Here is a 14,508-nt window from a genome sequence, read left to right as displayed (position 1 = left end):
GCCACCCCCACGCGCCGGGACGCGCGCAGGGGACAGCGGTCCCAGCACATCTGAATATCCGAGTAACCCCTTCGTTGGAGATTTGCATCAAGATAGTAGATGCATAATCATCAGGCATATTTTCGGGCTTTGTTTACGGAACATAAACGCCAAATGTGGGAAAATATAGCGTCGTTACTGTCATCAGATTGATGACGTAAAACATGAACGCTCTGGTGATATTTTCATGATATGCACAGTTTTCCGGTATATGTGCAGCAGTTTACGGCAGCATTCTCCAATAAGTTCTTTAACAATATGAGGAATAATTTATTCAAGATGCCATCGCACACGCTTAGCGCAATGCGGTTCAGCAAGGGGCGGCCTTGCATGGACATAAGGGAGGATGTGGGGCGAGAGGGGGCGTCCTCTTGCCATGCGTGGCCTGCAGGCCTGTTCTCAAAGTGGCGCCACGCCTTGGTTTCCAGCGCCACGCAAGCACCCAGGCGATGGGCTTCCGCTCCCGCACACGTTCCGAAAAGACCGCTGCGCGGGTCGCGGGACGGCGGAAGTGCCCATTCCCTTTTACATAAGCGAAACCCATTGGTGATCGGTCGCTACCCGGGCCCACCCTACCCAAAAGGGTAAGACGGGGCGGGCCGCATGCCCACGCCGTGGCCCTGTCTGGCCGCAGCTTCTCCCTGGTGCGCCGCTGCTTCAGCGACGCCCGCTTCCGTAACGAAGACGGCGTGAACCGCGTGACCCTGCACTGTCCTTGGTCCGCGAGAATGACCCGCTGTGACGCGCTATTCCTTGCGGTAGCGCAGCAGCCAGGTAACCGTGCCGATCTGGCTGAGAACGGCAAGAGTGGTGAACCAGCCCACGACGATGAGATCTGATTGCCCGCGCACCAAGGCCTCTGTCGGCAGGCTCCATACCAAGAGGAAGGCCACCAAACCCGCCAAGGCCTCGACGCATAACACCAGCGTCAAGAGCGTGCGCACCAGGTTCTGCATTTGTAGGGGCACTTTCCCCCAAAAAATCAAACGGAAGGCGTAGAGCAAGAACCAGACGAACAGTAACGCAGGCAGACCCACGGGATTGAGAATGTCGAAAGGATCAGCATGCGCCCGGATCTGCAAGGACGCGGCAATGCTGGTGGCCGCGAAGACGATGCCGGGCAGCGCCAAGCCCAATGTGAGATAGTAGCCGGTGGATGGCCGGCGCCATGTGGGACGTGGCGCGGCGCTGGATATCGTCGACACGCCCATCCCGCCCTCCTCACTCCTTGCGGTAGCGCAGTAGCCAGATGATGGTGGAAATCTGGCAGAGGGCGGCGGCCAGGGTGAAGACGGTCACCAGGACGCTGCCCCCAACACCGCCGGGCTGGGTGAATAGCAAGCCCAAGGCGACGACTGTAGCTACGACCTCGACCGCGAAGATGGTGCTGAGCAACAGGCGAACCAGGCCCTGGGTCTGGCTGGGCACGCGGCCCCAGAAGATCAGGCGAAAGCCGAAGACCAGCGCCCAGCTGAACAGGAAACCCACCAGCCCCGCCCCATCCAGCGCTTCCACCGGATCAAGCTGCGCCCGCAGCTTGATCGAACCGTCCAGGCCGATGGCCAGGAAAGTGATGCCAACCACCGCGAGCGCCAGGTGGAAGAGATATCCGGGAGAGGGGCGCCGCCAGGCCGGGGCGGAGTGGGTGTCTGTCATCATTTGTGCACCGCGACGCTGTGAACCTGAAGACGGCGGGCTATTTCATGCAGGGCCGATTCATCGCCCAGAATCTCTTCCCGGATCATAAGGAAGCCGGAGCCGACACCAGCAGCGCGGGGGGCGACCTCCAGCGTCATGCCGGCATGGATCTGCTTGGCGCGAAGTTGGGACCGCAAATGAGCACGCTCCGCAATCTGCGCATACCGCTCCGCGCGGGAGGCATTGGCGGTGCGCGCGGCCAGCGTCTCCGCCGAACGGGCGGTCGTCAAGTCCGCCTGCAGCAGTTCCCGCGCCTCCGCCAGTTCCTTGATGGCCTTGGGGCCACCGACGACGATGTCAGGCAGGGTCATGACCGTCGCGATGATGCGGTATTTCTCGGTGTGCTGCTTGAAGGCCTCGGCCCCCTCGTCGTTGCCGGCCAGTTCCATGCCATAGGCGGTGCCGTCGGCCACCAGCAGGAAGGCGCCGCCCACCAGGCCGGCCACACCCAACACGCCCAGCCCGGTTGGGATGAGCGCGATGGAGGCCGCGACGCACAACACGTCCAGCGCCACGCCCAAGGCGTCATCGCCGTGCGAGGTGAACATGCGGTTGAAGACGCGTCCCACGGCCTGACTCATGGCCAGGTCGGCCTCGCTCTGTGCGATGGCGGCCTGGCCCTGGGCCTCCATGCACCTCTCTATGAAGGCCTTCACCCGATGCCAGAAATCGGGCGGCGGCTGATGCTTGGGTGGCGGAGCGGGAATGTGGCTCCACTGGAAAACGAAGATGTCACCAAAACCGCCGGCATCGCGCGTAGGGCCGCGCAGTGGGTAGACATAGCCGTTGGTGGCCCAGGAAATGCCGACCCCGGGACCGCACACCTTGTCGACATAGGCGCACAGGCAGGCCGTGGCCTCGGTCTCATTGCGGAACGGCCCCCAGTCACTGTTCAGAACGACTGCCATAGCGTTTCTCCCACTCTTCTATTTCTGCCGAAAGCAGCCTCTACTGCCGCTTACTGTCTTCCGGGTGTAGGTATTCGCCGAGACTAGGCTCCGGCGAGCATTCTGTTCCCTGCAATACATATAAGTAATCGTTGGAACGATCGGCCACCTTGAAGCACTTCTTATATCCGTGAGCCGAAGCCCATAGATCTCCGGCAAATATCCCAAGAACCATGATCGTTATAAAAGCGCCGATGGAAATCTGGATGATCCGAATTTCCATAGTCATCGGCTTCTTATATTTTCTAAAGATCGCGACATACATCGCAATTCGGATGCCATACAAAAACGGCCCAGCAAAGAAACAAAACACATATCTGCTAAAGAGGACGTGGTCGGCACCACCGTCAAATACCAAAAGATCCGGATAGGACGCCCAGATCAACCAGATGCAGACTACAAACAAGATATCGAGAAAGTAAAAACGCCAGGTGCTTAGCGTCGCTTGCCCTCGATCCCGCCCCCGACGATGAACACCCAGGGCAGACATCATCTCATTCTCCGTCCACGACTCTGGGCGAGAGCCGGAATTGCGGCTTCATCATCCGTGTTACGGTGCGAGCGATCCCAGGCAACTATCAGAGGCTTGAAGCCACGCGGGCGGCTGCCCGCCCGCGCGGCCGCTCAAGCGATCGATCAAGCCGACTTGGTGGTGGCCAGGTCGTAGGAGGCGATGATCGGGGACTGCGGGTTGTGCTGGCTGTCGTACGGGGTGTACTTCATCTCCACCTTGGTGAAGTTCAGCACGATCTGCTCTTCCGGACGGTCGCTGGAGGCAGAGATGTTGTAGGACGAGATCAGGGTGTTGGTCAGGGTGAACTCGATGTAGGTGTCGCCGGGGTTGCCGCTGGTGACGATGTGGATCTTGGCGGTCACACCCGAACGGCCGCTGCAGGCCTGGGAGAACAGCTTCACGGAGGAGCTGTCGCTGGTCTTGGTCAGCACGACTTCACGCACCGACGGCTCGGAACCTTCGCGGTTGGCGGTGGCGCCGGCCAGGGTGTTCATGGACCGGGTCACGCCCCACTGCAGGGTCTTGATGTCGGTCCACTGCTGGTGGTTCTGCTGGGTGGCGTCGCCGGAGATGCCGTCGATCTGCAGGTAAATGGGCATTCGTAGTTCTCCTCACTTCATGGACTTTGGTTGAACGCGGGTTTGCGTCGATGCACCGGACTGGCGGGCGGCCAGCGGCCGGTGCGGTAGGTACGGTGCGCCGGGTGACCCCAAGCGGCTTGGGTCCGGGCGGTGCCTTGGCGGCTTATTCCGCCGCGGACTCCACCATCGGCCTTTCGGCCAGTGGCACCGTTTGGATGTCGATCCGGAAATCCCCGGCCTCGTCATCCCAATCCACGGTCGCGGCGGCGACGGTGCGCCGGGCGGCCAGGGTTTCCAGAAGGCGCTTGGACAGCGCCGGCATCAGGCTGCGCGACAGCACATGGTCGATGGCGCGGGCCCCGACGTCGCTTTCGCCGCACCGGGCCACCAGCCGTTCGATCACCGCCGGCGACACGGACAGGGCGGCGCCATAGGTCTGCTCCACCCGCTGGCGCAGGCGGCCCAGCTGCAGGCCGACGATGTCGCGCAGGCGCTCCGCCGTCAGCGGCAGGTAGGGCACCACCGTGACCCGGCCCAGGAAGGCCGCCTTGTAGTGCTTCAGCAGTTCCGGATGCAGGGCAGCCGTCAGGCCGGCCAGATCCGGCAGGGTCTCGCGGTCGGCGGCCAGGGCCGTCAGCAGATCGGACCCGGCGTTGGACGCCATCAGGATGGTGGTGTTGCGGAAGTCGATGTCGCGGCCTTCGCCGTCGCGCAGCACGCCCTTGTCGAACACCTGGTAGAAGATGTCCTGCACGCCGGGGTGCGCCTTTTCCATCTCATCCAGCAACAGCACGCCGTAGGGCCGACGGCGCACCGCCTCGGTCAGGATACCGCCCTCGCCATAGCCGACGTAGCCGGGGGGCGACCCCATGAGGAGGGAGACCTTATGCTCCTCCTTGAACTCCGACATGTTGATGACGGTCAGGCTCTGTTCCCCGCCGTACATCATGTCGGCCAGCGCCAGGGCGGTCTCGGTCTTGCCCACGCCGCTGGGGCCCGCCAGCAGGAAGATAGCGGGCGGCTTGCGTGGGTCGGCGATACCGGCCCGGGCGGTATGCAGTACGTCGGCGATCAGGTGCAGGGCGTCGTCCTGACCCACCACCCGCTGGCCCAGGCGCCCTTCCAGGCCCAACACCGTCTCAATCTCGCTGGACAGCATGCGGCCCACCGGGATGCCGGTCCAGCGCGCCACCACCTCGGCCACAGCCTGCGCGGTGACGTCGTGGTGCATCAGGGGCTGCTCGCCCTGATAGTCCGTCAGGTCCTGGTGCAGACGGGCGTGGCGTCCGCGCAGGGCGGCCACGTCGGTATCGCCCTGCGCCGTTTCCAGCGAGCCCCGGACGCCGACGATTTCGTCGATCAGGCGGCGTTCCTCCGTCCAGCGCCGGTGCAGGTCGGCCTGGCGCACCTGGGCGTCGGCCAGCCGTTCGTCCAGGGCGGCGATGGCGTCGCCATGGTCGGCACCCAGCGCCACCTCCCGCAGCAGGGACGCCTTTTCCGCCTCCAGCCCTTCCGTCTCCCGGGCCACGGCGTCCAGCGCCTCGGGCCGGCCGGCCTGGCTCATGGCCACCATGGCGGCGGCTGTGTCCAACACGCTGACGCACTTGTCGGGAAGCTGGCGCCCGGTGATGTAGCGGTGGGACAGGTGCACGGCCGCCCGCACCGCCGCATCCAGGATGCGCACGCCGTGGTGCTGCTCCAGCGTCGGGACCAGGCCGCGCATCATGGCGATGGCGGTCGCCTCGTCCGGCTCGTCCACTTTCACCGGCTGGAAGCGCCGGACCAGGGCGGCGTCGCGCTCGATATAGCGCTTGTATTCCGCCCAGGTGGTGGCGGCCACCATGCGCAGCGCGCCACGGGCCAGATCGGGCTTCAGCAGGTTGGCGGCGTCACCCTGCCCCGCCTGGCCGCCGGCACCGATCAGGGTGTGCGCCTCGTCCACGAACAGGATGATGGGCTTGATCGAGCCCTTGACCTCGTCGATCACGCCCTTCAGGCGGTTCTCGAACTCGCCCTTCACGCCGGCGCCGGCCTGCAGCAGGCCCAGATCCAGGGTGCGGATGCTGACCTCGCGCAGGGCCGCCGGCACCTCGCCTGCGGCGATGCGCAGGGCCAGGCTTTCCACCACGGCGGTCTTGCCCACGCCGGCCTCGCCCACCAGGATGGGGTTGTTCTGGCGGCGGCGGGTCAGGATATCGATCACCTGCCGCACCTCGGCATCGCGGCCGGTGATGGGGTCGATGCGGCCCTGGGCCGCCTCCGCCGTCAGGTCGATGGTGTAAGCATCCAGGTTGGGCGTGCGCCCGCCGGGCTTGCGCGGGGCCTGGCCATCGGCGGCGGCACCCTCGGGAACCTCGGTCTCGATCAGGGCGTCCAGCGCCTGCGGGTCGATGGCTTCCAGCGCAGCGGCCAGATCGCCAAAGGCCAAGGCGCCCTTATCGTCGGCCACCAGGGCCGCCAGCAGGTGCAGGGGCGACACCGCCCCGGCCTTGAAGCGCAAGGTGGCCAGGAACCAGGCCTCACGCATCAGCGAGACGACGCGCGGCGAGAAGGCCGGGGCGCGGCTGCTGCCGGTGCGGCAGCGGGCCAACCCACGGTCAAGCGCGCGCTCCAGCGCCTCAGGGCCCAGGCCCACCTTGGGCAGCGCCTGGCGCAGGCCGGTGTCCGGCCGGTCGAGCAAGGCGTGCAGCCAGTGCTCGATCTCAATCTCATAGTGGGTTTTGGCCATGGCACCGCCCGCGGCGGCTTCAAGCGCCCGCCGGGCCGCGGCATCCAGCCCATCGACCAGCGTCCTTAGATCCATCGAATCCATTTCAAGACCCGCGCTTTTGGTTGACGTATTCCCCTACCCCCATCGTCCGACCCAGGTCCGCCGATGGCATGACTGCAAAAATAAAACTCGAACGGCAATTGGAACTTACCCAATAGTTATAGTATCAAATTTTCCATCTGTTATTATGCCATTCATGTAACATTACATTAATAGAACGGCATTACTTCCGATATATGCTCCAGGTGATACTAATCGGTATCATTGATACTAATGATGGCGTCGTCCGGGTCGTGCAGCATGGGCAGCGACGCCAGCCAGCTGTCGTAGCCTAGGCGCGGGCCCGTGCCGTCCCGCCCGTCCAGCTGGCAGGGGGGCACTTCCTCCCGGTGCAGCACCAGTTGCACGTCGAAGCCGAGTTCGGGCCCGGCATAAAGACGCGCCAGCTCCACCAAGCGCCTCAGCCCCGGCCGACCCGGCAGATGGTCCATGAACTGGCGCCGCGTCAGGGGGCCCAGGATGATGCGGAATTGGCCCTGCACGTCCCACATGCGGGCACCGGCCACGGCATCCACCCCCAGGCGGTTGTATGCGGGCGCCTTTCCCCCAAGGCGCAGGCACGTCTGCTCCTCCGCCGGAATGGCGATCCAGCGGCCGGCGAACTGCTGCACCTTGACGGGCAGGCCGCAGGCGTCGGCCAGCATGCGCTCCAGCGAGATGGCGGCGCGCGGCTGCTGGCTGAACAGGCCGGCATAGTAGACCGCCACCTCATCCCGCACCGACAGGCGGCCGCGCAGGTGACCAGTGCCAAAGCCGGCGATGCCGAACAGGGCGGCCGTGGCGGCGTCCCCGCCTTCCAGCCCGCGATGCTCATACAAGGCGGGCAGGCGATAGCGCCGCCAGGCGCGGAACAGCAGAGTGGCGATGCGGTCGTTGAACAAATCGAGGAAGGCGGCGAAGCCAGGCGTGCGATCGCGCAGGCTGCGGATGGCCGTCTCGGTATAAGCCTGCGGCAGGGCCGAGACGGGCCCCGTCAGGGTCATGACGTTCAGATCCAGCCGGGCGGGCGCCGCCGCCTCGCCCTCTTCCCCGCCTTCCGTCAGGTGAGGCAGGTGCAGGCGCTGGATCTCATGCGCCGGGAAGCACAACGATTGGTGCGCGGCGAACCGGATGGGCAGCTCATCCTCTTCGGCCAAGGCTCCGAACTGCCGTTCCAGCAGCTGGATGGCGCGGAACAGGTCGAAGCGGAAGGGCTCATGCCGCAGCATGTCCAGCAGGGCGGGCGAACCGCTGAGCGTCGGCAGGGGCACGATGGCGTTCATGCCGTCACCTTGGCGCCGATCCGGGCACCCCAGCGGACCAGCGCCTCTTTCCGGCCCTTGGCCCGCACCGTCAGCCGGGTGAAGGAGTTGATGGAGGTGTAGAGGGCGAAGAAGCGTTCCAGCACTGCCGAGGGCAGGTAGATGCCCATGGCGCCCGCCCGCTCCGGGTCCATCACCAAGTCGATGTCCACGCCCCGGCACAGGGCGGCGAAGTCGGCGTGCGGCGCCCGGGCCGTGGCGCGGCGATAGCCGATGCCGGTGACGCTGTCGATGATGGCCCGCGTCTCCGGCGTGTCCTTCAGGTCGTAAAGCTTCAGCAGCTCCCGCAACGCCGCCGCCCCGCCCTGGCCGTCCCTGCCCCCTTGGCCGTCGATCAGCGACAGGTGGTTGAGGTTGAGGTGGGAGATCAGGCGCCAGCGGGCGCCGTCGCCCGTTTGCGGCCGCACCACCGCCGTGGGCGGCGTCAGGCAGGTGACGCCGGCGATGGGCCCGCCCTCGGTCAGGTGCATGCGCGGATGGCCGCCACCGAAGGGCAGCTGCGCCGGCAGGTCGCGATTGAAACACAGCGTCTCCACGCTGACCGTCCAGTCGGGCGGGGCGTTGGGGTTGAGGCCCAGATCGACCAGCGACAGGTACATTTCGCTGCTGGCATCGCGTCCGCCCCGGGGGCGGCGCATGGCGTGCCAGAAATGCTGGTGGCGCGATGGATCGGCGCCGTGATGGTTGCCGTAGAGGGGCAGGAACTCCGCCTTCTCCCCCCGGGGGGAAGAGGCCCGCACCCGCTCGATGGCATAGATCTCGCGCGCCTCCGGCCGGCGGGCGTCGGCCTGCACCAGATACTCAGTGGCGTCATGGCCCAGGATGATGGGCTCGGCTGACTGCCGGAACAGGTTGACCACCGGGGCGCAGCCCAGGGCGAACACCTGGGGGCGCACCAGCCGTTCCCCCTCGGTCCACACGCGGTCGAGGTAGAGGTAGACCTCCATATGCTGGCCCACCCCGCGCAGGGAGCGCGCGCTGAGGCCGTGCAAATCGACGAACAGGAACTTTTCCGGAAAGGTGAACAGCTCGCTCAGCAGGCGGTAGCCCAGGAAGGACTGGGCGCCATAGGGCACCATGCCGTCCTCGGGCTCGAAGCCCACCGGCGTCAAATGGTCGGGGCCCAGTTCCACGGGGTTGGGGTCGTTCACATCCTCCACCACCGCCATGCCCACGACGTTGTTCAGCAGCAGCTCGTGCAGGGTGAACGCCACCTCCGGCGGGCCGGAGAGGAACAGGCGCAGGCGATCCACGCCCAGGTCGGTCAGGCCCTGCCCTTGCGCGGTGGAGCTGATCTTCAGCCGCAGCACCGACTTGGCCTGGCGGGTGGACGCCACCAGGGGGGCCGCCGCCGGCAGGGCCGCCAGGCTGGCCGCCGTAACCTCCACCGGCCAGATCTCGGCCGGCATGGTGGTCTGAAAGCGGCAGGCCTCGCCCCGCACCGCCTCCGTCTCCACCTGGGCGCCGCGCGGCACGGTGAAGCTGCCCGTCAGTTCCGGCGCCGCCTTCATCTGCACGATGGCCATGGAGGGCAGCGGCGTCACGTAGTGGGGATAGAGCACGCCCAGGAGCGCGTCGGTCAGTTCCGGGAAATCGTCATCCAGCTTCTGGCGCACCCGCGCCGTCAGATAGGCGAAGGATTCGATCAGCCGGGCGACGTGGGGATCGTCCACCGTGGTCGGGCTGATGCGCAGGTTGCCCGCCACCTTGGGATGCTCACCCGCGAAGCGGGTCGCCGCCCGCCGGATGGCCGCCAGTTCCTGGTTGTAGAAGGACAGGAAGGTGTCAGGCATGGGGGTCGCCCTTGATCAGGAAGGTCTGGCTGACGGGATCCAGCACGGATTCGAAGACGATGGGCTCCGGCGACGGGTCCAGGCGGATCACCGCTTCCACCCGGAAACGCAAGGTGCGGTCCAGGTTGCGGCCGCCGTTCAGCAGGGTGACCGCAACCGACGACAGGCGCGGCTCGAACTCGCGGATGGCCACCTCCAGCGCGCGACCGAAGGCGGCCTGGCGCTCCGGCGCCGCCATACTCATGGCCGTGAAGTCGGGGATGCCATACTGCAGGGGGGAGCGGTGCAGCTCGCCGACATCATTGCCCAGCTTGCCCGGCCGCCGCCGCGTGTTCAGCATGGCCTCCAGATCCCGGCGGATGGAGTTCTTGAGCTGCGACAACGCCGCGTTCCAGCCCAGGCTGCGCACGGCCGGCCCTTCCACCGGCTGGATCAGCCGGTCGAGGACGGAGGGCACGATGGTGGCGGGCTGTTGCGCCGGCATGGCTTACGCCGCCTCCACATCGGCCTGGGTTTCATCGAAGCGCAGGGTGGTGAGGTCGGCCGCACCCACGGCGTCGTCGCCCAGCAGGAAGCAGCGCTGGCCCCGCCCCAGGATGGCGCCGTGCCGATCCACCCAATCCGTCAGGCGGCCCAGCCGGTGCTGGTCGGCCAGGCCATCGGCCCCCGCGCTGGCGTAAATCATAGGCATGTACAGGCTGCCGGCCGTGCCGTCGCGCAGGGTCAGGCGCACGGGCCGCCAGATCAGGTCGGACAGGCGCTTGGGCGGCGCAAAATCCAGGCCCAGAACCTCGTCAGCGTCCACCCAGAAATACTTGCCATCGGCGCTCAGCATCTCCAGCAGGCCGCCGCAGGTGTCGTCCAGGTCGCGGAAGTCGGTGAAGGCGGCACCCTTGTGCTGGCCGGTGGGGGCTCGGCGCAGCGTCTCCGCCTCCGCCAGCGTGGCGGCGGCCCCCTGCGCGTCCCCGGCACGGGCCTTCACGCCCGCCTCCAGATGCAGGCGGGCGGCGGCGGTGATGTCGGTCAGGAATTCCGGCGGACGACCCTCGCGGTACCAATCCTGGCGCGCCGTCTCCGCCCGGATCAGCTGACGCAGCAGCGAGACCGGCACCATGGAGCCGGGGTCCTGGTTCAGCACGACGGACAGCTGATTGTCCGCCCGCTCCAGCTGTCCCGCCACGCACAGGATCTCCGCCAGCAGATAGCGGGTACCGGTGTCGGTGGGCGCCTTCTGCACATGCGCGGTGGCGGCGGACAAGGCGCCGAACAGGTCGCCGGCCTCCAGGGCGTCGGTGATGGCGGTTTGGCTCATGGGGTCCTCTCCCGTCAGGCCTGCGGGCCGACGAGTTCCGTGACCAGGCGGAAGCTGGTCTGGACATCGTCGAGCTGGAAATGCGGTTTCAGATGGATGACGCAGCCGAAGGCGCCCGGCCGGCCGGCGATGTCGCGAACCTGCACCTCGGCCTCGCGCAGGGGATAGCGGGCCTTGAACGAGGTGCTGGCGTCGTCGTTGGCCAGGCAATAGCCCCTGAGCCAATCGCGCAGATGTTCCTCGAAATCATGCGCCGTGGCGAAGGAGCCGATCTTGTCCCGGCCGATCATCTTGATGTAGTGCGCGAAGCGCGAGGCGCAGAGCACATACTGCAGCATGGCCGATAGCCGCGCGTTGGACGTGGCCGTCGCCCGGTCATAGACCTTGGGCTGATGCAGCGACTGGCAGCTGTAGAAGACGCAGGCATCGACGTAGCTGACCCGCGACAGGGGCACGATGCCCAGGTCGCTCAACTGCTTCTCCTGCCGGTCGGACAGGTAGACGTCCAGGGGTGCGGCCGGCGCCGCGGCCCCACCCAGGGTGGGGAAGGTGTGGCCGGGGAAACGGTCCACCAGGCCGCCGCCGTTCAGGTCGTCCGGCGCGCCCCGGATGTCGGCGAACCAGCCGTACTGGTGGAAGGCGCGCATGACCACGGTGGCGAAGGCGAAGGCGGCGTTGCCCCACAGGTAGTCCCCCGCCCCCGGCCGCCCGGTGCGTTCCATGAAGCGGAAGCCGTCGATACGGTTGGGGTCGTGACGGTAAGGCGGCCGCATCATCACCCGGGGCAGGGCGATACCGATGAAACGGGCGTCGTCCGCCTCACGCAGGGCCCGCCAGCGGATGAACTCATGCCCCTCGAAGGAGCGGGCGAGGTCCACGTCGCTGGCCATGTCGCCGAAGCTGTCCAGCCCGAACAGCGCGGGGGAGCAGCTGGTGACGAAAGGGCAGAAGGCCGCGGCCGCCACGGCGGCGATGGCCTTCAGCGTCCCCACGTCGTCCGTGGGGTGGTCGGCATCGCGCTGGTGCTGCACGGCGTAGTCGCCGATCAGCAGGCCGAAGGGCTCCCCGCCGGGCGTGCCGAACTCATCGCTGTACACCTTGGTGAACAGCTGGCTCTGGTCGAACTCGATGGCGCGTTCGAAGTCGCGGCACAGTTCGCGCCAGGACACGTCCAGCACACGGATCTTGATGGCGCGGGTGGAGGCCGAGGCCTCCACGAGCTGAAGCAGCCCGCGCCACGACGCCTCCAGCTGCTGGAAGCGGGGATTGTGCAGGATGACGTTGACCTGGGCCGTGAGCAGAGCGTCGATCGCCGCGATCAGCTGGTCGATGACCAGGCGCTTGTCGGGATGGCGGCTGAGGTCCAGCCGCCAAGCCGGGGGCGCGTCGGGCCGGGGAGCCCGGCCTTCCGTCGTGTCGATGCGTCGTTCCACCCCCGGGGCTGCCGCCTCAAGGGTCTGTTGCATCAGAGCTTGCTCGGTATCCGTGCCACCATGCGCAGCGAGGTCGTCAGTTCCTCCATCTGCAACCAGGGCCGCAACCAGGCGATGGCGTTATAGGAACCGGGCTTGCCCGGGATTTCCTTCACCGTGATCTTAGCCTCGCGCAGCGGGTAGGCGGCCTTCATTTCCTGGCCGGCGCCCTCGTTGGCGTTGACGTAATTGTTGATCCAGCGGTTCAGCCAGGCCTCGCAATCCTCGACCTCAAGGAAGGAGCCGATCTTGTCGCGCGCCATCACCTTCAGGTAATGGGCGAAGCGGGACGTGGCCATCATGTACGGCAGCCGGGCGGAGATGGCGGCGTTGGCCGTGGCGTCCGGGCGGTCGTACTTCTTGGGCTTCTGCACCGTCTGGGCGCCGAAGAACACGGCATAGTCGGTGTTCTTGTAATGGCAGAGGGGCAGGAAGCCCAGCTTGCCCAGCTCGGCGTCGCGGCGGTCGGTGATGCCGATCTCCGTCGGGCACTTCTGGTCGGGGTCGCCGTCATCGCTGACGAAGACGTGGGTGGGCAGGGTTTCCACCTTGCCGCCGCCCTCGGCGCCGCGGATGGCCGTGCACCAGCCGTACTTGGCGAAGGCCTCGGTGGCGCGCGAGCCCAGGACGTAGGCCGCGTTCATCCAGCAATATTCGTTGTGCTCCAGCGCCAGCGACTTGCCCGAGGGGTCCAGGGGGGCTTCCTCGAAATTGAAGTCGTCGACGCTGAGGGTGGCGGCGCCGTAAGGCAGGCGCGCCAGTACGCGCGGCAGGGTCAGCGTGGTGAAGCGGCTGTCCTCGCTGTCGCGGAAGCTGCGCCACTGCGCGTATTCCGCCGTCTCGAAGATCTTCTCCAGGTCGCGGGGCTTGGCCAGCTCCTGGTAATCCTGGAAGCCGAACAGCTTGGGGCTAGCGGCGGAGACGAAGGGGGCGAAGGCCGCCGCCGCGATGCTGGAGATGCTGGACAGCATCTGCACATCCTCGGGGTGGTTGGTGAACTCATAGTCACCGATCAGCATGCCGTAGGGCTCACCGCCGGGCGTGCCGAACTCGTTCTCGTAGAGCTTCTTGAACAGCTCGCTCTGGTCGAACTCCACCGCCTTGGCCAGATCCTTCGCCAGTTCGCGCTTGCGCACGTTCAGCACGCGGATCTTCAGGTTGGCGCTGGTCTCGGTGTTCATGACCAGGTGGTGCAGGCCGCGCCAGCTGCCTTCCAGCTTCAGGAATTCCGGGTGGTGCATGATGGCGGCTAGCTGCTTGGACAGCTTGGCGTCGATGGCCTTCACCGCCGCGGTCAGCGTCTGGGTCAGGTTGCGGCTGTAGGTGACGGTGCCGCCCAGCGCCTCTTCCGTCAGGGTGCGCAGCAGTTCCTGCACGCGCGCCGGCTCGGTCTGCTTGGTGGCGCCGATGGCCTGGTCCAGCAGGGAGAGGCCTTCGACGGTGCCGGCCGCGGCTTCTTCGCGGGAAACGGTCAGGGTATCGGTCATCACTTCACCTCCTCGGCGGTGGCGCCCAGCTGCTGCGACAGCTTGCGCAGCTGAGTGTCGTCCTGAAGAATGGATTCCAGCAGGTCTTCCAGCTGGGTCGAGCGGTCGGCCTTGGTCAGCAGGTCGCGCAGCTGGTTGCGCGTCTCCAAGAGCTTGCGCAGCGCCGGCACCTGGCGGACGATCTGGCCGGGCTCCATGTCCTCCAGCGAGGAGAACTTCAGCTCCACGGCCATCTCGCTGCCGTCGTCCTCCAGCTCGTTCCGCACGCGCAACGACAGCGACGGCTTCATGCGCGCCAGGATTTCGTTGAAGTTGTCGCGGTCGATCTGGATGAACTTGCGGTCCTTCAGCGGCTTCAGGTCATCCGTCGGGTCGCCGGAGAAATCGCCGAGCACGCCGACCACGAAGGGCAGCTCCTTCTCGACCATCGCCCCATCGGTTTCGACCTCGTATTTGATGTGCACGCGCGGCTTGCGAACCCGCTCGAGCTTGTCATGAACGCTGGCCATCTACCTTCTCCTACCCATGGGTTGC

13 protein-coding genes are annotated in these 14,508 nt (G+C 66.4%); all 13 read right to left on the bottom strand.

Annotated features, from left to right (window positions below):
• Positions 1-785 precede the first annotated feature (785 nt).
• The 13 genes from P5F91_RS19835 to tssB all read right to left on the bottom strand — a co-directional run bounded on the left by P5F91_RS19835 (position 786) and on the right by tssB (position 14,483).
• Positions 786-1,250: a hypothetical protein gene (locus tag P5F91_RS19835; RefSeq protein WP_277908037.1), complete on the bottom strand. Its 465-nt coding sequence runs from the start codon at positions 1,248-1,250 to the stop codon at positions 786-788.
• A gap of 10 nt (positions 1,251-1,260) precedes the next feature.
• Entirely contained in the window at positions 1,261-1,698 is a 438-nt protein-coding gene (locus P5F91_RS19830) for a hypothetical protein (RefSeq protein ID WP_145614000.1), read from the bottom strand.
• Positions 1,695-2,645 carry a hypothetical protein gene (locus tag P5F91_RS19825; protein WP_277908036.1) on the bottom strand — a complete coding sequence of 317 codons (951 nt, stop codon included), beginning with the start codon at positions 2,643-2,645 and terminating at the stop codon, positions 1,695-1,697. Before P5F91_RS19825 ends, P5F91_RS19830 begins: the two co-directional genes overlap by 4 nt.
• A 40-nt stretch (positions 2,646-2,685) precedes the next feature.
• Complete coding sequence (locus tag P5F91_RS19820) at positions 2,686-3,177, bottom strand: hypothetical protein (RefSeq protein WP_145613998.1); 492 nt, start codon at positions 3,175-3,177, stop codon at positions 2,686-2,688.
• A 143-nt stretch (positions 3,178-3,320) separates the two neighbouring features.
• The gene (locus P5F91_RS19815) at positions 3,321-3,797 is read right to left on the bottom strand and encodes an Hcp family type VI secretion system effector (RefSeq protein WP_040848882.1); all 477 of its coding nucleotides are present in this window, start codon (positions 3,795-3,797) and stop codon (positions 3,321-3,323) included.
• A gap of 145 nt (positions 3,798-3,942) precedes the next feature.
• Positions 3,943-6,582, bottom strand: coding sequence for a type VI secretion system ATPase TssH (gene tssH, locus P5F91_RS19810; RefSeq protein WP_277908035.1), 2,640 nt, complete (start codon positions 6,580-6,582; stop codon positions 3,943-3,945).
• Between the two features lie 218 nt (positions 6,583-6,800).
• Positions 6,801-7,871, bottom strand: a complete 1,071-nt coding sequence (gene tssG, locus P5F91_RS19805; RefSeq protein WP_145613996.1) for a type VI secretion system baseplate subunit TssG — start codon at positions 7,869-7,871, stop codon at positions 6,801-6,803.
• Positions 7,868-9,703 carry a type VI secretion system baseplate subunit TssF gene (tssF, locus tag P5F91_RS19800; protein ID WP_145613995.1) on the bottom strand — a complete coding sequence of 612 codons (1,836 nt, stop codon included), beginning with the start codon at positions 9,701-9,703 and terminating at the stop codon, positions 7,868-7,870. The genes tssG and tssF overlap by 4 nt, the downstream gene beginning before the upstream one ends.
• Entirely contained in the window at positions 9,696-10,187 is a 492-nt protein-coding gene (tssE, locus tag P5F91_RS19795) for a type VI secretion system baseplate subunit TssE (RefSeq protein ID WP_004273669.1), read from the bottom strand. The genes tssF and tssE overlap by 8 nt, the downstream gene beginning before the upstream one ends.
• A 3-nt stretch (positions 10,188-10,190) precedes the next feature.
• Positions 10,191-11,015: a type VI secretion system accessory protein TagJ gene (locus tag P5F91_RS19790; protein ID WP_145613994.1), complete on the bottom strand. Its 825-nt coding sequence runs from the start codon at positions 11,013-11,015 to the stop codon at positions 10,191-10,193.
• Between the two features lie 14 nt (positions 11,016-11,029).
• Positions 11,030-12,481, bottom strand: a complete 1,452-nt coding sequence (gene tssC, locus P5F91_RS19785; protein WP_145613993.1) for a type VI secretion system contractile sheath large subunit — start codon at positions 12,479-12,481, stop codon at positions 11,030-11,032.
• The gene (gene tssC / locus P5F91_RS19780; RefSeq protein ID WP_145613992.1) at positions 12,481-13,974 is read right to left on the bottom strand and encodes a type VI secretion system contractile sheath large subunit; all 1,494 of its coding nucleotides are present in this window, start codon (positions 13,972-13,974) and stop codon (positions 12,481-12,483) included. The genes tssC (P5F91_RS19785) and tssC (P5F91_RS19780) overlap by 1 nt, the downstream gene beginning before the upstream one ends.
• Positions 13,974-14,483 carry a type VI secretion system contractile sheath small subunit gene (gene tssB / locus P5F91_RS19775; RefSeq protein ID WP_040845788.1) on the bottom strand — a complete coding sequence of 170 codons (510 nt, stop codon included), beginning with the start codon at positions 14,481-14,483 and terminating at the stop codon, positions 13,974-13,976. The genes tssC (P5F91_RS19780) and tssB overlap by 1 nt, the downstream gene beginning before the upstream one ends.
• Positions 14,484-14,508 lie beyond the last annotated feature (25 nt).

The sequence above is a fragment of the Nitrospirillum amazonense genome (assembly GCF_029594735.1).
GTDB classification, from domain to species: domain Bacteria; phylum Pseudomonadota; class Alphaproteobacteria; order Azospirillales; family Azospirillaceae; genus Nitrospirillum; species Nitrospirillum amazonense.
Note: the sequence above shows the minus strand (reverse complement) of the source record. Positions and strands in the feature narration are given on the sequence as shown.